General features: G+C 72.2%; 19 protein-coding genes and 1 tRNA gene. 9 read left to right on the forward strand and 11 right to left on the reverse strand.

All coding sequences use genetic code 11. From position 1 onward, the window contains the following. The first annotated feature begins 15 nt into the window (after positions 1-15). Positions 16-405 (forward strand): DUF4307 domain-containing protein, encoded by a 390-nt coding sequence (locus AOM09_RS12960; protein WP_169747665.1) that lies wholly within the window; start codon positions 16-18, stop codon positions 403-405. A gap of 87 nt (positions 406-492) precedes the next feature. Further along, positions 493-975 carry a transcription elongation factor GreA gene (gene greA / locus AOM09_RS12965; RefSeq protein WP_062389295.1) on the forward strand — a complete coding sequence of 161 codons (483 nt, stop codon included), beginning with the start codon at positions 493-495 and terminating at the stop codon, positions 973-975. An 80-nt stretch (positions 976-1,055) separates the two neighbouring features. On the opposite strand, the gene rlmC is transcribed toward greA, so the two are convergent. Continuing rightward, a complete protein-coding gene (rlmC, locus tag AOM09_RS12970; RefSeq protein ID WP_062389298.1) occupies positions 1,056-2,213 on the reverse strand; it encodes a 23S rRNA (uracil(747)-C(5))-methyltransferase RlmC in 1,158 nt (385 codons plus the stop codon). 26 nt (positions 2,214-2,239) lie between these two features. Continuing rightward, on the reverse strand, positions 2,240-3,502 hold the full coding sequence (locus AOM09_RS12975) for an AI-2E family transporter (protein ID WP_062389301.1): 1,263 nt from the start codon (positions 3,500-3,502) through the stop codon (positions 2,240-2,242). A gap of 94 nt (positions 3,503-3,596) precedes the next feature. On the opposite strand from AOM09_RS12975, the gene msrA reads away from it, so the two are divergent. Continuing rightward, complete coding sequence (gene msrA, locus AOM09_RS12980; protein ID WP_082099172.1) at positions 3,597-4,241, forward strand: peptide-methionine (S)-S-oxide reductase MsrA; 645 nt, start codon at positions 3,597-3,599, stop codon at positions 4,239-4,241. 74 nt (positions 4,242-4,315) lie between these two features. Here msrA and AOM09_RS12985 read toward each other — a convergent pair whose 3' ends face one another. Then, entirely contained in the window at positions 4,316-5,140 is an 825-nt protein-coding gene (locus AOM09_RS12985) for a Bax inhibitor-1/YccA family protein (protein WP_082099175.1), read from the reverse strand. 292 nt (positions 5,141-5,432) lie between these two features. On the opposite strand from AOM09_RS12985, the gene AOM09_RS12990 reads away from it, so the two are divergent. The 6 genes from AOM09_RS12990 to AOM09_RS13015 all read left to right on the forward strand — a co-directional run bounded on the left by AOM09_RS12990 (position 5,433) and on the right by AOM09_RS13015 (position 12,226). After that, entirely contained in the window at positions 5,433-6,194 is a 762-nt protein-coding gene (locus AOM09_RS12990; protein WP_062389306.1) for a DeoR/GlpR family DNA-binding transcription regulator, read from the forward strand. Then, entirely contained in the window at positions 6,191-7,138 is a 948-nt protein-coding gene (gene pfkB / locus AOM09_RS12995) for a 1-phosphofructokinase (RefSeq protein WP_062389314.1), read from the forward strand. The genes AOM09_RS12990 and pfkB overlap by 4 nt, the downstream gene beginning before the upstream one ends. Positions 7,139-7,157: 19 nt before the next feature. Then, positions 7,158-9,182 carry a PTS fructose transporter subunit IIABC gene (locus AOM09_RS13000; RefSeq protein ID WP_062389317.1) on the forward strand — a complete coding sequence of 675 codons (2,025 nt, stop codon included), beginning with the start codon at positions 7,158-7,160 and terminating at the stop codon, positions 9,180-9,182. Positions 9,183-9,205: 23 nt separating this feature from the next. Continuing rightward, on the forward strand, positions 9,206-9,481 hold the full coding sequence (locus AOM09_RS13005; protein ID WP_062389320.1) for an HPr family phosphocarrier protein: 276 nt from the start codon (positions 9,206-9,208) through the stop codon (positions 9,479-9,481). 1 nt (position 9,482) lies between these two features. Continuing rightward, complete coding sequence (gene ptsP / locus AOM09_RS13010; RefSeq protein WP_062389322.1) at positions 9,483-11,162, forward strand: phosphoenolpyruvate--protein phosphotransferase; 1,680 nt, start codon at positions 9,483-9,485, stop codon at positions 11,160-11,162. 200 nt (positions 11,163-11,362) lie between these two features. Further along, positions 11,363-12,226, forward strand: coding sequence for a methylenetetrahydrofolate reductase (locus AOM09_RS13015; RefSeq protein WP_062389325.1), 864 nt, complete (start codon positions 11,363-11,365; stop codon positions 12,224-12,226). On the opposite strand, the gene AOM09_RS13020 is transcribed toward AOM09_RS13015, so the two are convergent. The 8 genes from AOM09_RS13020 to AOM09_RS13055 form a co-directional block, all read right to left on the reverse strand. Beyond that, positions 12,223-12,987: an ABC transporter permease gene (locus tag AOM09_RS13020; RefSeq protein WP_062389327.1), complete on the reverse strand. Its 765-nt coding sequence runs from the start codon at positions 12,985-12,987 to the stop codon at positions 12,223-12,225. The two genes, AOM09_RS13015 and AOM09_RS13020, sit on opposite strands and share 4 nt — an antisense overlap. Then, complete coding sequence (locus AOM09_RS13025) at positions 12,984-13,754, reverse strand: ABC transporter ATP-binding protein (protein ID WP_062389329.1); 771 nt, start codon at positions 13,752-13,754, stop codon at positions 12,984-12,986. The genes AOM09_RS13020 and AOM09_RS13025 overlap by 4 nt, the downstream gene beginning before the upstream one ends. Further along, positions 13,751-14,110, reverse strand: a complete 360-nt coding sequence (locus AOM09_RS13030) for a DUF1048 domain-containing protein (protein ID WP_062389331.1) — start codon at positions 14,108-14,110, stop codon at positions 13,751-13,753. Before AOM09_RS13030 ends, AOM09_RS13025 begins: the two co-directional genes overlap by 4 nt. Beyond that, a complete protein-coding gene (locus AOM09_RS13035) occupies positions 14,110-14,442 on the reverse strand; it encodes a PadR family transcriptional regulator (protein ID WP_062389333.1) in 333 nt (110 codons plus the stop codon). Before AOM09_RS13035 ends, AOM09_RS13030 begins: the two co-directional genes overlap by 1 nt. Positions 14,443-14,584: 142 nt before the next feature. Continuing rightward, the gene (locus AOM09_RS13040) at positions 14,585-15,226 is read right to left on the reverse strand and encodes a winged helix-turn-helix transcriptional regulator (protein ID WP_062389336.1); all 642 of its coding nucleotides are present in this window, start codon (positions 15,224-15,226) and stop codon (positions 14,585-14,587) included. Positions 15,227-15,231: 5 nt separating this feature from the next. Then, positions 15,232-15,666, reverse strand: coding sequence for a VOC family protein (locus AOM09_RS13045; protein ID WP_062389338.1), 435 nt, complete (start codon positions 15,664-15,666; stop codon positions 15,232-15,234). Positions 15,667-15,782: 116 nt separating this feature from the next. Then, positions 15,783-16,322 (reverse strand): YaeQ family protein, encoded by a 540-nt coding sequence (locus AOM09_RS13050; RefSeq protein WP_062389341.1) that lies wholly within the window; start codon positions 16,320-16,322, stop codon positions 15,783-15,785. Positions 16,323-16,559: 237 nt separating this feature from the next. Further along, positions 16,560-16,633 (reverse strand) — tRNA-Leu (locus AOM09_RS13055). Positions 16,634-16,643: the final 10 nt, after the last annotated feature.

The raw sequence follows: 16,643 nt of genomic DNA on the forward strand, positions 1-16,643 counted from the left end.
CTATCCTGCCTCATCATGAGCACCCCAGAACCCGACGAGGGCACCGGAGCGCTGCCGCGCCTCACCACGCGCGCCTGGACGCTGGTCATCGCGGGCATCACCGCGCTCGTCGCGGTCACGGCGTGGTACGCGTTCGTCGCGTCGCACGAGGCCGTGCGGTGGAAGGACGTCGGCTTCTCGGTCGTCTCCCCCACCGAGATCACCGTGACCTACGAGGTGTACCTCTACGACGAGGTCGACGTCGACTGCACCCTGCGCGCGCTCAACACGCGCTTCACCGAGGTCGGCGTCACCACCCAGCGCGTCGCGTACGCCGACGGCGCGCAGCAGCGTCTCGAGACCACCCTGGTCACCACCGAGGAGGCGAACACGGGCCAGGTCCAGTACTGCGAGCCGGTGGACTGACGCCCGGCGACCCAGGCGCGACCGGCTTGGGCACGCTTGCAGCCGCTTGATAAGGTGGCTCACCTTGTCACCCGAGGAGGATGAACCGTGACCGAGACCACCGGAACCTGGCTGACCCAGGAGGCGTTCGACCGCCTCCAGGCCGAGTACGACCACCTGGTGAACGTCGGGCGCGTCGAGATCGCCAAGGAGATCGACGAGCGCCGCCAGGAGGGCGACCTCAAGGAGAACGGCGGCTACCACGCGGCCCGCGACGAGCAGGCCAAGATGGAGGCCCGCATCCAGGAGCTGCGACGCAAGCTCGAGACCGCCCAGGTGGGCGAGGCCCAGTTCTCCGGCACCATCGCCGCCGGCACCGTGGTGACCGCCGAGGTCATGGGCCGCGAGATGAAGTTCCTCGTGGGCTCGCGCGAGATCGCCGAGGGCACCGACCTCGACGTGTTCAGCGCCGAGTCGCCCCTGGGCGCCGCGCTGCTCGGCCACCAGGCCGGCGACGAGACGTCCTACGTCGCGCCCAACGGCAAGGAGATCGCCGTCAAGGTGCTCGCGGCGGAGCCCTTCAGCGGCTGAGCCGACCGCACGCGCGAGGCATCAGCCTCCGGAGTAGTACCGCGCGCCGGGCTCGAGGTCGTCGATGAGGTCGGGCACCGTCACCCTCGCTGGAGCAGCACCAAGGCCTCGTAGTGCGAGGTGTGCGGGAACATGTCGAGCAGGCGGCCGCGCACGGGCCGCAGCGACGGCATGGCCTCGAGGTCGCGCGCGAGCGTGACGGCGTTGCAGCTCGAGTACACCACGGTGCCCACGTCGAACCGCTCGAGCCAGGCCGCGAGCTCCGGGCCGATGCCGCGGCGGGGCGGGTTGACGATCACGACGTCGGGGACGAGCTCCTGCGCGAGCGCCCAGGCGGTCGCGTCCGCGGCGACGAACGCCGCATCGTCGACCCCGGTCCTGCCCGCGACCGCCAGCTCCTCGACGCTGAGCCGCGCGCTCTCGATCGCCTGTTCGCTGATCTCGACGCCGACCACGGTCCGGCCCGGCGCCACGCAGTGCAGCGCGAAGCCGCCCACGCCGCAGTAGAGGTCCCAGACGGCGGCCGGCGCCGCATCGTCCACCCAGCCCGCGACCTGGGCGTAGAGCTCGCGCGCGACCGCGGTGTTGGTCTGGAAGAAGCTCTGCGGGCGCAGGTGGAGCACCACGTCGCCCATCGCCATCGCGAGGGACGCGCGCTCGGTGAGGACGATCTCGCGCTCGCCCTCGAGCACCGCCTTGTGCTCGGGAAGCACGTTGACCGTCACCACCGCGAGCGCGGGCAGCCGCTCGAGCAGCCACGGGAGGTGCTTGCGGATGCGCGCGAGTCCCTCGGTCGAGCGCATCACCAGGCGCGCCATGAGCGAGCCGTCGGGCGCCAGCGTGACGATGACGTGCTTGAGCTCGCCGCGCCGCGCCGGGACGTCGTAGGGCTCGAGGCGGGCGACATGGATGAAGTCCGCAAGGACCGGGAACGATGCGGCGAGCGGCTTCGGGTACAGCGGGCACTCGCGGAGGTCGACGCCGCGGCCCTCCGCGTCGAGGATGCCGATGGTGGGCGCATCGCTCGTGCCGCCGACCACCATCTTCGCCTTGGTGCGGAACCCCTGCTCCGGGCTGACCAGAGGCTCGAGCCAGTCGATGCCGTCCGCGCGCTCACGGACCGCGTCCGCGATCAGCCCCGCGAGGTGGGCCTGCTTGTCCGCGATCTGCGCCTCGTGGGGCGTCTCGATCAGCGTGCACGAGCGGCACACCCCGGAGTCGTAGTAGGCGCAGCGCACCTCAGGAGTGTAGGCGCGTGCGGCTCTCAGGCGTGCGGCGCATCGTCGCCGTGGTCGTCGTCGTGGCCCTCGGGGTGGCGGCGGCGCACGCGGATCTCGCCGGTCTTGGCGATGACCTCGCGCGCGCGCTTGAGCGCCTCCCGGGGATGCTCGGTGAGCACCGCCCCGGTATCCGTGTCGGCCTCCGGCTCCGCCGTCATCTGCGCATGGAGGGATCGCCCGAACGCGTAGACGAAGGACACGATGGGCACGGCGATGACGGCGCCGATGAGGCCGAGCATGAGCGTGCCGATCGACACGGTCAGGAGGATGACGAGCGGATGCAGCGACGCGGCCTTGCCGAACAGCCACGGGTACAGCACGTTGCCCTCGATCTGCTGCACCAGGAGCACGATCGCGAGCATCCACAGCGCGGTGGGCCACCCGCCGTCGAACAGCGCGACGAGCACCGCGATCGCGCCGGACAGCGTAGCGCCGAACAGCGGGATGAAGGACAGCAGGAAGACGAAGATCGCGATCGGGAAGGCCAGCGGCAGGCCGAGCACCCACGCGCCGGTGCCGATGCCCACCGCGTCGATGAACGCCACGAAGACGCTCGTCTCGGTGTAGCGGCGCAGCGTGAGCCACGCCGTCATGCCGGCGTGGTCGACGCGCTCGCCGCGCGACGCCGGCACGAGCCCGACGAACCACAGCCACAGCCGGCGCCCGTCCTTCATGAAGAAGAAGAGCGAGAACAGCGCGACGATCGACCCGGCGAACAGCGACCCGATGGTGCCGGTCACGGAGAACGCGCCGGTGGCCACGCCCCAGGCGTTGTCCTGGACGGTCTTGGTGGCGTTGCCCAGGATCTCGTCGATCTGCTCCCGCGACATGTGGATCGGGCCGTCGACCAGCCAGTCGAGGAACTGGTCGAAGCCCTTGACCGCGGCCTCCTGGAGGTCGCCGAAGCCCGCGACGATCGAGCTGCCGGCCGCGAAGATCAGCCCGAGCACCACCGTGACGAGCGCGATGATCGCGAGCGCCGCCCCGAGCGCGCGCGGGACCCCCCACTTCTGGAGCCGGCTCACGGCCTGCTCGAGCGGCGCCGCGATGAGCATCGCGATGGCGAGCGGCAGGACGATCGACGCGAAGCTGGTGAATCCCGTGAACAGGATCCACGCGATGATCCCGACGACGATGAGGCGCCAGGACCACGCGGCCGACACGCGCAGCCACAGCGGCACGTAGTCGGCGCTGCCGTCGCCGTGACGCGCACCCTCGTGCTCCGCGGGGTCGGGCCGATCTGCCATGCTTCGGAGCCTAGCCGCCCCGGGCATCCGGTCCGCGGACGCGCGGAACACGGCGAGGCGCGGCGACGTTCGTCACAGGGGAAGGGAGCAACGGATGCTCGGAATCGACAAGACCAGGATGATCTCCGCGGAGAAGGCGCTGACCGGCCGCGACGCGGAGATGCAGATCGCGGACCGTCACGTGGTGCTCGGCACGGAGCTCAAGGGACCGTGGCCCGAGGGCACGGAGGTGCTCTACGTGGCGATGGGCTGCTTCTGGGGTGCGGAGCGCATCTTCTGGCAGCTGCCCGGCGTGCACGTCACCGCGGTCGGCTACATGGGCGGCTGGACCCGCAACCCGAACTACCAGGAGACCTGCACCTCGCTCACGGGTCACACCGAGACGGTGGAGGTGGTGTACGACCCCGCTGCGGTGGACCTCGACACGCTGCTCGCGGCGTTCTGGGAGAACCACGACCCCACCACCGCGAACCGCCAGGGCGGCGACATCGGCACGCAGTACCGCAGCGCGATCTTCGCGACCACGGACGCCCAGCTCGCGGCCGCCGAGTCCTCACGCGAGCGCTACCAGGCCCGCCTCACGGAGCAGGGCTACGGAGCCATCACCACGCAGATCGCACGCGCGGACGAGGCGGGCGACGGCGTCTTCTACTACGCCGAGGACTACCACCAGGGCTACCTGCACAAGAACCCGGACGGCTACTGCAACCACGGGTTCTGCCAGGTGAGCTTCGCGTAGGGCCGAGCCCGCGCATCGTCCTCGGGAACGACGAACGCCCCGACCGTCCGGTCGGGGCGTTCGTGCGTGACGCGCTAGTCGCGACCGGAGAAGATCGCGATGAGGCGCAGGAACTCGGTGTACAGCCACACGAGCGTGACGATGAGGCCGAACGCGGCCTTCCACTCGACCTTCTTGTCGAGGCCGCGCTTGACGCCGTTGTCGATGAAGTCGAAGTCGCCGATGAGCGAGATGCACGCGAGCAGGATCGCGACGAGGCCGATGATCGCGCCGAGCGGGACGCCGATGCCGGCGATCTCCACGGAGTACAGGCCGAACATCTGGTTCGAGTCGCTGAAGATCATGTAGCCCAGGTTCACGAGGCTGAACACGAGGTACGAGATCGCGCCGATCATGAAGATCTTGTTGAGCTTCGCGGTGTAGCGGACCTTGCCCGAGCGGTAGAGCCAGAGGCAGACCATGAAGGTGATGCCGGTCGCGGCGAGCGCCTGCACACCCGCGCCGGGGACGTTGGCCCACGTCTCGATCGCGACGGTGATCGCGCCGAGGAACAGGCCCTCGGCCACCGCGTAGGTGCCGACGAGCGCGGGGCCCGGCGTGCGCTTGAACGCGGCGATCAGACCGACGATCATCGCGACGAAGCCCGCGCCGATCGCGAACAGCAGCGCCGACGGCTGCTGGGCCACGTAGACGTACGACGCCGCGCCCAGCCCGAGCGTCACGATGCCGAGCCCGGCGGTCTTGTTGATGACGCCGCGGTAGCTCATGCGCTCGGCCGTCACGTAGCCCGGGGCCGCCGACGGCGCCTGGAACTGCTGGTCCAGCTCCGTCGCGGTCGGCTGCGCGAGCAGCGGATCGGCCTTGAACTCCTGGGCGTTGCTGAACACCGGACTTGCCACGTTTCCTCCTCAGTGGGTGACCGCCCCAGTCTAGACGCGCGCCTACGCGCGCCGGCGGGACCGTCGAGAGGACAACGCGCCAGGCAGCGGCCACGCTCCCGCCCCGCTGACAGTCACAACGGAATCGGGTCCGACACGCCGTCGCGGTGGGCACGATGCGCGGGCGGGCCCGGCGTGTCGCGGCGAGATCCGTTGCCAGTGTCAGAGGGGAGGGTGCCCGTTTTTCTTTGTTCGTGTTGCTTTTCCTTTGTTTATGTGTTGTGATGTGGGAATCCGGACAAAGGAGTCATCCATGTACGCGACGGAGCGACAGCAGCGCATCCTGGCCGAGGCACGCGCCGCGGGCCGCGTCGAGGTGGCCTCGCTCGCCGAGGCCCTCGCGGTCACCACCGAGACCATCCGCCGCGATCTCACCGCCCTCGAGCGCCGCGGATCGCTGCGCCGGGTCCACGGCGGCGCGATCCCCGTCGAGCGGCTCGAGCTCGAGCCGACCCTCGCCTCGCGCTCCTCCCACCGCCCCGACGTGAAGCGCCGCATCGCGGCACGGGTGCTCGCGGAGCTCCCCGTCGGCGGCACGGTCATCCTTGACGCGGGCTCGACCACGCAGGCGCTGGTCGACGCGTTCCCGATCGACCTCGACCTCACCGTCATCACCGACTCGCTCCCGGCCGCCACCGCGCTGTCGACCCGTCCCGGGATCTCGCTCTACATGCTGGGCGGGCGCGTGCGGGGGCTCACCGCCGCGGCCGTGGGCGACTGGGCGACCGATGCCCTGGCCGGCCTGGTCGCCGACGTCGCGATCCTGGGCACCAACGGCTTCTCCGCGGCGCGCGGCCTCACCACGCCCGACCAGGACGAGGCGCGGGTGAAGCGGGCGATGGTCACCGCCGCGCGCCGGGTCGTGGTCGCCGCGGACTCGTCGAAGGCGGGCGACGACCACCTCCACCGCTTCGCGGCGCTGGACGAGGTCGACCTCATCGTGACCGACGCGGAGCTCGCCGAGGACGTCGCCGACGAGCTCCGCGCCGCCGGCACCGAGGTCGTGGCCGCATGATCGTCACGCTGACCCCCAACCCCAGCGTCGATCGCGCCGTGACGCTCGCGGCCCTCGAGCGCGGCGAGGTCAACCGCGCCACCGACGTGCGGGTCGACGCGGGCGGCAAGGGCGTCAACGTCGCTCGGGCCATCACCGCGCAGGGAGGCGAGGCGATCGCCGTGCTCCCCGTGGGCGGCCCCGAGGGCCACCTGCTCGAGGAGCTGCTCGACGCCGCGGGCGTGCCGCGCCGCTCGGTTCCCGTGCGCGGCTCCGCGCGCATGAACATCTCCGTGCTCGAGCCCGACGGCACCACCACCAAGCTCAACGAGCCCGGCCCCGTGCTCGACGCCGACGAGACGGCCGAGCTGCTCGCGACCGCCGCGGCGGTGGCGGGGGCCACGTGGGTGGTCGGCTGCGGGAGCCTTCCGCCGGGTGCCCCCGAGGACCTCTACGCGCGGCTCATCGCCGACGCCCGACGTGCGGGCGTGCGCGTCGCGATCGACAGCTCCGGCGCCCCGCTCGCCGCCGCGGTCGCATCCACGCCCGATCTCATCAAGCCCAACCACGAGGAGCTCGCGGAGCTGGTGGGCCATCCGCTCCCGACGCTGGGCGACGTCCTCGCCGCGGCGCGAGACCTGGTGTCTCACGGCATCGCCACGGTCGCGGTGAGCCTCGGCGCCGACGGCGCCCTGCTGGTCGACCGCGACCACGCCGTCCACGCGCGCGCCACCATCGGCGCGCCCGTCTCGACCGTAGGAGCGGGCGACTGCATGCTCGCCGGGCTCCTCCACGGCCTCTCGCGAGGCCTGCCCTCCGCCGACTCCCTCTCGGAGGGCGTCCTCTGGGGCGCCGCCGCCGTGACCCTTCCCGGCAGCCGCGTCCCCACCCCCGCGGATCTCCACGGCATCCCCGTGGACCTCACGCACTCCCCCTCAGCCGCCCTGGCACTCGGTCAGCGCTGACCCCGAAAGGAACACCCCCATGTCACTGATCACCGCAGATCAGGTCATCCTCGACCTCGCCGAGGAGGACCGCCACGCGGCCACCCGCGCGCTGGCCGGCACGCTTGCCGCCACGGGGCGCTGCACGGACGTCGAGGCCTTCGTCGCGGACGTCCGCAAGCGCGAGGAGACGATGGCGACCGGGCTCCCCGGCGGCATCGCGATCCCGCACGCCCGCAGCGCCGCCATCACCGAGCCGACGCTCGCCTTCGGGCGCGCCGACGGCATCGACTGGGGCGCCAAGGACGGACCGGCCTCGCTCGTGTTCCTCATCGCCGCCCCCGAGGGCGCCGCCGAGGCGCACATGCAGGTGCTTCCCAAGCTCGCCAAGGCGCTCATGAAGAAGGAGTTCACGGGCGCGCTGCGGGCCGCGACCACCGCGCAGGAGGTCGTCGCCATCGTCGAGGCCGAGGTGGGCGACATCGTCGTGGCGCCCGTCCCGCCGGCGCAGCCGGAGTCCGTCGCTCCCCCGACCGCCGCATCGTCCAGCCTCACGCTCGTGGGCGTCACCTCCTGCCCCACCGGCATCGCCCACACCTACATGGCGGCCGAGGCGCTCGAGCGCGCGGCGAAGGACGCCGGGCACACCATGAAGGTCGAGACGCAGGGCTCCGCCGGCGCGACGCCGCTGAGCGCTGAGGAGATCGCGGCGGCCGATGCCGTGATCTTCGCCCACGACGTCGAGGTGCGGAGCGCCGAGCGCTTCGCCGGCAAGCCGATCGTCGACGTCGGCGTGAAGAAGGCGATCTCCGACGGTCCGGCTCTCATCTCCCAGGCGGTCGCGAAGGCCTCCGAGTGGAGGACCAACCCGCAGGCCGAGGCCACGGTGCCCGCCGCATCGTCCGGCCTGGCGACCAAGGTCGACAGCAAGGCAGGCATCGGCACCCAGATCCGCCAGTGGCTGATGACGGGTGTGAGCTACATGATCCCGTTCGTCGCCGCGGGCGGCATCCTCATCGCGCTGTCCTTCATGCTCGCGCAGATCGCGCTGGGCGAGAGCGGCGCGATCGAGATCACGCAGTACAACCTCACGTCCGACGACGCGTACAACGTCGCGCAGCACTTCGACGTGCTGTCGCTCACCAGCTGGGCGGCGCTGCTGTTCGTCATCGGCGGCGCGGCCTTCGGGTTCCTGGTGCCGATCCTGTCCGGCTTCATCGCGTTCGCGATCGCGGACCGGCCCGGGCTGGTGCCCGGCATCGTGGGCGGCTCGATCGCCGCGACCATGGGTGCGGGCTTCCTGGGCGGCATCGTCACCGGCGTGCTCGGCGGCCTCACGGCCCGCTGGATCGCGAGCTGGAAGGTCCACAAGGGCGTGCGCGGCGTGATGCCGGTGGTGGTGATCCCGCTGCTGTCGAGCCTCATCACCCTGGGCCTGTTCATCACGCTGCTCGGCACGCCCATCAAGGCGCTGTCCGACGGCCTCAACGACTGGCTCACCGGCCTGCAGGGCGGCTCGGCGTTCATCCTGGGCCTGGTGCTCGGCGCGATGATGGGCTTCGACCTCGGCGGTCCAGTCAACAAGGTCGCGTACTTCTTCGGCACTGCGGGGCTCGCCGCCGCGGGCACCGCGACCGATGCGCCGGCGCTCACCATCATGGCCGCGGTCATGGCGGCCGGCATGGTCGCGCCCCTCGCGATGGCGCTCGCCACGACGCTGCGTCCGAAGCTGTTCTCGGAGCCGGAGCGCGAGAACGGGAAGGCGGCCTGGCTGCTCGGCGCCTCGTTCATCTCCGAGGGCGCGATCCCGTTCGCGGCGGCCGACCCGTTCCGCGTGATCGTCTCGTCGGTCATCGGCTCCGCCCTCACCGGCGGCCTGGTCATGGTGTTCGGCGTCACGCTGCGCGCCCCGCACGGCGGCATCTGGGTGCTCCCCCTCATGGGCGGGTTCCTGTGGTTCCTGGTCGCCCTCGCCGCCGGCGTCGCGGTGATGACCGCCATCGTCCTCACCCTCAAGTCCCGCGACAAGAAGCTCGACACCGTCGACGCGGTCGCGACCGTCTGAACCCGTCACCAAGGAGAACTCTCATGTCCCAGCGCACCGTCACCATCGCCTCCTCCGTCGGGCTCCACGCCCGCCCCGCCGCCCTCTTCGTGGAGGCGGCCCAGGAGACCGGGCTCGACGTCGAGATCGGCCGAGCCGGCGAGGAGGCCGTCGACGCCACCAGCATCCTGGGCGTCATGGCCCTGGGCGCCAAGCACGGCGAGGAGGTCATCCTCACCGCCGAGGGCGACGGCGCGGACGCCGCCCTCGAGTCCCTGGTCGCGCTCCTGTCGCGTGACCTGGACGCCGAGGAGGGCTGACATGTCCGGCGACACCCGTCACGGCGTCGGCGTCAGCCCCGGCACGGCCGTCGGACCGGTGGTGCAGGTCGCGCCGCCGGTCCGGCCCCCGGCCGACGAGCCCGCACCGGCCGATGCGGGCGCCGCCCTCGCGCACGTGCTCGAGGCCCTGGAGGCGGTCGCGGTCGACCTCGACGCCCGCGTCGCGGCCGCCGACGAGCACGCGGCCCCGATCCTCAAGGCCACCGCGATGATCGCTCGCGACAAGGGCCTCGCGAAGGCCGCCGGCAAGCACCTCGGCGCGGGGCTGGGCCCGGCTCACGCGATCGAGGCTGCGGTCGCCGACTACGCCGCGCAGTTCGAGGCGTTGGGCGGGTACTTCGCCGAGCGCGTCGCGGATCTGCGAGACGTCGGCGACCGCGCGATCGCGGCGGTGCTCGGCGTGCCCGCGCCGGGCGTGCCGCCGCTGTCGGGTCCGTCCGTCATCGTCGCCGTGGACCTCGCCCCCGCGGAGACGGCGACTCTCGACCGCGCCCGCGTGGTGGGCATCGTCACCGCCGCCGGCGGCCGGACCTCCCACACGGCGATCCTCGCCGCACAGATGGGCATCCCCGCCGTGGTGCAGCTGCACGGCGCCACCGACATCCCGGCGGGCACGACCGTCGCCGTCGACGGCGACGCCGGCGCCGTCACGCTCGACCCCGACCTCGACCTGCTCGAGGCGCAGCGCGTGCGCCGCGAGCGCCGCGCCGCCGCGCTCGCCGCCGTCTCCGGGCCGGGTGCCACGCGCGACGGCCACGCCGTCGCCCTGCTCGCGAACATCGGCGGGGTGGACGATGCGGTGGCCGCGGGCGCCCAGGACGTCGAGGGCGTCGGGTTGTTCCGCACGGAGTTCCTCTACCTGTCCGCCGCGGCGCTGCCGAGCGTCGACGAGCAGGCCGAGATCTACCGCAAGGTGCTGGAGCCGTTCGGCGACCGCCGCGTGGTGGTGCGCACGCTCGATGCGGGCGCCGACAAGCCGCTCGCGTTCGCCGACCTCGGCGAGGAGGAGAACCCGGCGCTCGGGCGCCGCGGGCTGCGGCTGTGCCAGGCGAAGCCTGAGCTCATCGACTCGCAGCTCGCCGCACTGGCCCAGGCCGCGCGCGAGACCGGCGCGGACGTTCGCGTGATGGCGCCGATGGTCGCCACGGCGGAGGAGGCGGCGTGGTTCGCCTCCCGCGTGGCCGCGGCGGGGCTGCCGAAGGCCGGCGTGATGATCGAGGTGCCCGCGGCGGCGCTGCGGTCGCGGCACGTGCTCGCGGAGGTCGACTTCGGGTCCCTGGGCACCAATGATCTCGCGCAGTACACGATGGCCGCGGACCGCATGGAGGGCGAGCTGTCCGATCTGCTCGACCCCTGGCAGCCGGCCGTGCTCGACGTGGTCGCGGCGGCCTGCTCCGGCGGCGCCGAGACCGGGAAGCCCGTGGGGGTCTGCGGCGAGTCGGCGGGTGATCCGCTGCTGGCGCTCGTGCTCGCCGGGCTCGGGGTGTCGAGCCTGTCGATGGCGCCCACGAAGGTGCCGGCGGTGCGCTTCGCGCTATCGCGGCACTCTCTCGAGGAGTGCCGGGCGCTCGCCGGGGTCGCACGTGAGGCGCGCTCCGCGGCGGACGCCCGCGAGGCGGTGCGCGCGGCGGCGAGCGAGGAGCTCGCCGCGATCCTCTAGCCCCTCCCCCACCCGGACACTGCCAACGGACGTGGTCCCGGGTCGCCGGCGTGTCGCCGCCTCCGGGCGGCGCACGCACGGCGCGTCGCGGCGAGATCCGTTGCCAGTGTCCGGTGGGGGCAGGGTGCCGGGCACCGGTCCGACGCGCTCGCTAGAATGGTCGCGCACTCCCGCTTCAACGGACCGAAGGAGGCCCGTCGTTGCACCGGACCACCGCGCTCGTACATGACATCTCGCTCGAGGTGACCGCCCGCGACCGCGCGTCCCTGTCAGGGGCCGCGCTCCGCGGCGGCACGCGGGTGAGCATCACCCACCTGGGCACCGAGAGCGCGGACGATCGGCTCGACGCCGCCGCGGCCGCGCGCGCCGCCGGGTTCGCACCCGTCCCGCACCTCGCCGCGCGCCGGTTCGCCGACGCGAGCGGCGCACGCGAGGCGCTGGCGGGGCTGCGCGAGCGCGGCGCCCACGAGCGCGTCTTCATCGTCGCGGGCGACCCGCGCACCCCGGCGGGACCGTACGTGTCCGCCGAGGACCTCATCCGCACCGGGATCCTCGCCGAGCACGGGGTGCGCGAGGTCGGGATCGGCGGCTACCCGGAGGGGCACCCCGCCATCGCGGACGATGCGCTGTGGGCGGCCCTCGAAGCCAAGGTCGCGGCGGTCCAGGAGCGAGGCATGACCGCGACGCTGACGACACAGTTCTCGTTCGACGCCGACGCGGTGATCCGGTGGATCGAGCGCGTGCGCGCCGCCGGCATCGACGTGCCGATCCGGGTGGGCGTGCCCGGGCCCGCCGGGGTCGGGCGCCTGCTCGCCTTCGCGCGCCGGTGCGGCGTGGGCTCGAGCGCGGGCATCGCCCGCAAGTACGGCTTCTCGCTCGCCAACCTCATGGGCACGGCGACGCCGGACCGGTTCGTCGCGGAGCTCGCCGGGCGTCTGGACCTCGCGCACCACGGCGACATCCGGCTGCACGTCTACGCGTTCGGCGACGTCCAGGCGGCCTCGGCGTGGATCGCGAGCGCCGCGGAGCGGACCCTGCCGCTCGAGGCGACCAAGCCGGCCTAGCGGGTCCTCGCGATGCGCGCGCGATAGGCCTTCATCGCGAGCGCGTAGGCGACCGCCAGGATCGCCGCCACCCATGCGAGCGCGACCCACAGCTCCGAGCCGGCGGTCTCACCGGCGAGCAGTCCCCGCACGGAGTCGACGATGGCCGTCACGGGCTGGTGCTCGGCGAACCATCGCACCGGCCCGGGCATCGTGTCGGTCGGCACGAAGGCCGAGCTCACGAAGGGCAGGAGGATCAGCGGGTAGGCGAACGCGCTCGCCCCGTCGACCGAGGTCGCGGTGAGCCCGGGGATCACCGCGAGCCAGGTGAGCGCGAGAGTGAGCAGCCCGAGGATCCCCGCCACCGCGAGCCACGCACCGATCCCCGCACCCGACCGGAAGCCCATCGCGAGCGCCGCGAGGACCACCACCGCGAGCGACACGTACGTCGCGAGCAGCGAGGTGAGCACATGCGCCCACAGGATCGCCGGCCTCGCCACGGGCATCGAGTGGAAGCGCTCGAAGATCCCGCCCTGCAGGTCCATGAACAGGCGGAAGGCCGTGTAGGACACGCTCGACGCGATGGTGATGACCAGGATCCCGGGAAGCAGATACGTGATGTACGAGTCGGCACCGACCTCGATCGCGCCTCCCAGCACGTAGACGAAGAGGAGCAGGAAGGCGATCGGCATGAGCGCCGTGGTGATGATCGTGTCGGGGCTGCGCGTGATGTGGCGCAGCGAGCGCCCGGTGAGGATCCGGGTGTCGGCGAGGGCGGTCATGACGCCTCCTTGGCGGGCTTCGCGCCGATCACCGCGAGGAAGACCTCCTCGAGCGTCGGCTGCTTCTCGACGAGCTCGACGGTGGGGGCTGGGAGCAGCGCCCGGAGCTGGGCGAGCGTCCCGTCGACGATGATGCGGCCCTCGTGGAGGATCGCGATGCGGTCGGCGAGATGCTCGGCCTCGTCGAGCGTCTGGGTGGTGAGCAGCACCGTGGTGCCGCCCGCGGCGAGCTCGCGCACCGCCGCCCACACCTCGCGACGCGCCTCGGGGTCGAGGCCCGTGGTGGGCTCGTCCAGGAGGATCACCGGCGGGTCGCCGAGCAGGCTCATGGCGAGGTCGAGGCGCCTGCGCATGCCTCCCGAGTAGGTGCCGGCGCGACGCTCGGCCGCCCCGGCGAGGTCGAGGCGCGCGAGCAGCCGATCGACGGCGGCGCCCGGGTCCGGGACCCGCCGCAGCCGCGCCACGAGGAGCATGTTCTCGCGGCCCGTGAGGACCTCGTCCACCGCGGAGAGCTGGCCGGTGAGGCTGATCGCGGCGCGCGCGCCCGCCGGTGCCGCGGCGACGTCGTGCCCGGCGACCGACGCACGCCCCGCATCGGCCCTCTGCAGGGTGCTGAGGATGCGGATGAGCGTGGTCTTCCCTGCTCCGTTGGAGCCTAGCAGGGCGACGATGCTGCCGCGCGCGACGTCGAGGTCGACCCCGCGCAGCACCTCGAGGTCGCCGTAGGCGTGCCGGAGGCCGCTGATCTCGATCGCCGCGGCGGTCATGGCGCGTCGCCTGCGGCGTGGTCCATCGCCTTGACCAGGCGCGCCCGCTCCTTGTCGATCCACCGGCGCCCGGTGTAGGCCTCGGCGAACTGCTCTGCGAAGTCGACCGGGTCGGCGCCGACGATGTCGCGCACCGGCGTGCCGTCCGCGGCGGCGCGCTCCCACAGGTCGGCCAGGTCGCCGACCATCGTGATCATCACGTCGCCGTCCGTGAGGCCGCCGTAGTACATGAAGTACCGATGCATCGCCATCGCCGCCTCCATGTAGGGCGCGGGCAGCTCGGCCATGCGGCGCACATCGGCCTTGTACTGCTTCTTCTCCGCGAGCGAGCCCGTGAGCTTCTCGATCCAGGGCATCACTGCCCTCCTTCGGTCTTGAGGTGGGCGAGCCGGTCGGCGAGGAAGCCCCAGCTGCTCCAGAAATCGTCCAGAGCCTCGCGGCCCTGGGGGTTGAGGGTGAACACCTTGCGCGGCGGACCCTTCTCCGACGGCACCTTCTCGACGTCGACCAGGCCCCGCTGCTCGATGCGGACGAGCAGCGCGTACACGGTGCCCTCCGCGATGTCCGCGAAGCCCTGGTCGCGCAGCCGTGCCGTGATCTCGTACCCGTAGGCCGGGCCGAGGGCGAGGAGCGCCAGGACGATGCCCTCGAGCGTGCCCTTGAGCATCTCCGTCATCTGCTTGCCCACGTCGGGTCTCCTCGTGCTACTCAGTGTTGCTGACTACCACTACATAGTAACGCTGAATACTGGAAGCGCAAGGTGGCATCCTCGCTCCGATCCCGCGGAGGTCCTCACTGCCCGAGATCGCCGGACCCGGGCGCTGACGACCTCACGCCGCCAGATGGAAGGTGTCCGCGAACCGTCCGACGAGGTCATCACTGCCGCGCAGCACCTGGACGACCCCGGCGGCGATCGCCCGGTCGGCCGAGAGCTCGCCCGAGACGAGGCGCCGGATGTCGGGCCCCGCGGAGAAGACGAGGTCCGCGCGCGCCTCGCGCCGCGCGACAGTGAGCGCTGCGCCGTCGACGCGCACGTGAAGCGCCGCAGGACCCAGATGCGCCATGTAGGCCGTGGGCGGAAGCGCGCTCGCGACCTCGCTCCTGAAGGCGGTGCGCAGCGCCATGGTCATCGAGTCGGGGGTGATGACCTGCTCCGCGCGGGGCTCCCCCATCGCCTTGAAGCCCCAGGCGCCGAGCGCCAGCACCACGGGCTCGAGCTCGCGCCCGTACGGCGTGAGCTCGTACACCACCGTGCGCGAGTGCGGCACGCGCCGCAGGACGCCTGCGGCCTGCAGCTCCTTCAGCCGCGCGGCCAGGATGTTGCTCGGGATGCGGGGCAGCCCCGTCGCCAGCTCGCCGTAGCGGCGCGGCCCCACGAGCAGGTCGCGGACGATGAGCAGCGCCCAGCGCTCGCCGACCAGCTCGAGGGCCCGGGTGACCCCGCAGTACTGCCCGTACTCGCGTGCGGCCATCGACCTCAGGCCTGCTGGCTCATGAAGGCCTCAGGCCCCTGCTCCGCGGCGACCGGGTCCATGTACCCGAAGTCGACGACGTTGCCGTCGGGGTCAGCGAGCTGGCGCTGATACATGAAGCCGAGATCCGTGGGCGGGCCCGGCTCGCTGCCGCCCGCCGCTACGCCCTGCGCGACCGCAGCATCGACCTCCTCCCGGCTGTCGAGGAAGATCGCGGTCGATGCCGACACCGCCTCCTTCGGGTCGCCGATCGGCAGGTCGGTGAAGGTCTGGAAGAACTCCCGGACCAGGATCATGAAGTAGCTGTGGCCGTCCTCGACCACCACGCACGCGGCGTTGTGATCGGTGAACTGCGGATTGATGGTGAACCCGACCGCCGTGTAGAACGCCTTCGCGCGCTCCAGATCGGTCACCGGCAGGTTGACGAACATCGCGGTCATCGCGACCCCCTCTTCGTAGGTCCATCGACGCCTCTCACACTTGCAATAAGCAAGTGATCCGTCAAGGGCGCGGCGCCCGAAGCACGGGAGACCTGCGGGGACGCGGCGGGCGGAGCTCAGCCCAGGGGCACGGTGTGGATCGCCGAGTCGAGCGACGAGCCGTTGAGCTCGAGGTAGAGATGCCGCTCGGTGATGGAGACCGTGAGCGCGTTGCGCCGCTCGAGCAGCGCCGCGGCCGCCTCCACGAAGCCGGGATCGAAGCTGTGGAGCAGGATCCGCTCGCGCTGGTGGATCTTCTTGCTCTCCCAGCGCGCGAGGACCTTGGCCGGATCGTGCTGCGTGTAGACCGCGGTCCGGGATGCGAGGCGGCTCCCGCGGTGGAGGCGCTCCGCCTCCGGCTGGCCCACCTCGATCCACGCGGTGACGAGCCCCGTGAGGTCGCGGACCAGCACCGCCGGCTCCTCCGTGGTCGAGATGCCCTCGGAGAACGTGATGCCGTCCTCGTGCTCGAGGCAGAAGGCGAACAGGCGCGTCATCATGAACGCCGCGGTCTCGGACGGGTGCCGCGCGACGCGGAGCGACAGGTCCTCGTAGACGCCGCGGTCGACGTCCGCGAGGGTGATGTCGAACGTGTGAACAGTCGCGCCGGCAGCCATGGCGCACCAGCCTACGACGTCCTGGTCGGCCCGCCTGCGCGGGGTGGCGGCGCACCGCTGCTCGCGGTGGTGCGTGCCCCGGTGCTCCGCGAATTCATGCAGATCGCGACGGCTCGACGTGCCGCCCGCCCGCGCCGCCCGCGCCGCCTCGCGGGCGCGTCGCGACTCGCATGAATTCGCCGAGGACGGCGGTAGACGTGCACCGATGCCCTCCGCGCGCGGCCGATGCCGGACACGTGCCCCCGGCGGGGTTCGAACCCGCACTGGGCCGGGTTTAAGCCGGCTGCCTCTGCCAGTTGGGCTACGGGGGCGGCTTCCTCG

This window comes from Demequina iriomotensis (assembly GCF_000971395.1).
Lineage (GTDB): Bacteria > Actinomycetota > Actinomycetes > Actinomycetales > Demequinaceae > Demequina > Demequina iriomotensis.

Bases quoted from the DNA above. Each gene is read 5' to 3' on its own strand.
- AOM09_RS12960 (WP_169747665.1), top strand. From the start codon at position 16: ATGAGCACCCCAGAACCCGACGAGGGCACCGGAGCGCTGCCGCGCCTC.
- AOM09_RS12975 (WP_062389301.1), bottom strand. From the start codon at position 3,502: ATGGCAGATCGGCCCGACCCCGCGGAGCACGAGGGTGCGCGTCACGGC.
- msrA (WP_082099172.1), top strand. From the start codon at position 3,597: ATGCTCGGAATCGACAAGACCAGGATGATCTCCGCGGAGAAGGCGCTG.
- AOM09_RS12990 (WP_062389306.1), top strand. From the start codon at position 5,433: ATGTACGCGACGGAGCGACAGCAGCGCATCCTGGCCGAGGCACGCGCC.
- pfkB (WP_062389314.1), top strand. From the start codon at position 6,191: ATGATCGTCACGCTGACCCCCAACCCCAGCGTCGATCGCGCCGTGACG.
- AOM09_RS13000 (WP_062389317.1), top strand. From the start codon at position 7,158: ATGTCACTGATCACCGCAGATCAGGTCATCCTCGACCTCGCCGAGGAG.
- AOM09_RS13005 (WP_062389320.1), top strand. From the start codon at position 9,206: ATGTCCCAGCGCACCGTCACCATCGCCTCCTCCGTCGGGCTCCACGCC.
- ptsP (WP_062389322.1), top strand. From the start codon at position 9,483: ATGTCCGGCGACACCCGTCACGGCGTCGGCGTCAGCCCCGGCACGGCC.
- AOM09_RS13020 (WP_062389327.1), bottom strand. From the start codon at position 12,987: ATGACCGCCCTCGCCGACACCCGGATCCTCACCGGGCGCTCGCTGCGC.
- AOM09_RS13025 (WP_062389329.1), bottom strand. From the start codon at position 13,754: ATGACCGCCGCGGCGATCGAGATCAGCGGCCTCCGGCACGCCTACGGC.
- AOM09_RS13030 (WP_062389331.1), bottom strand. From the start codon at position 14,110: ATGCCCTGGATCGAGAAGCTCACGGGCTCGCTCGCGGAGAAGAAGCAG.
- AOM09_RS13040 (WP_062389336.1), bottom strand. From the start codon at position 15,226: ATGGCCGCACGCGAGTACGGGCAGTACTGCGGGGTCACCCGGGCCCTC.
- AOM09_RS13045 (WP_062389338.1), bottom strand. From the start codon at position 15,666: ATGACCGCGATGTTCGTCAACCTGCCGGTGACCGATCTGGAGCGCGCG.
- AOM09_RS13050 (WP_062389341.1), bottom strand. From the start codon at position 16,322: ATGGCTGCCGGCGCGACTGTTCACACGTTCGACATCACCCTCGCGGAC.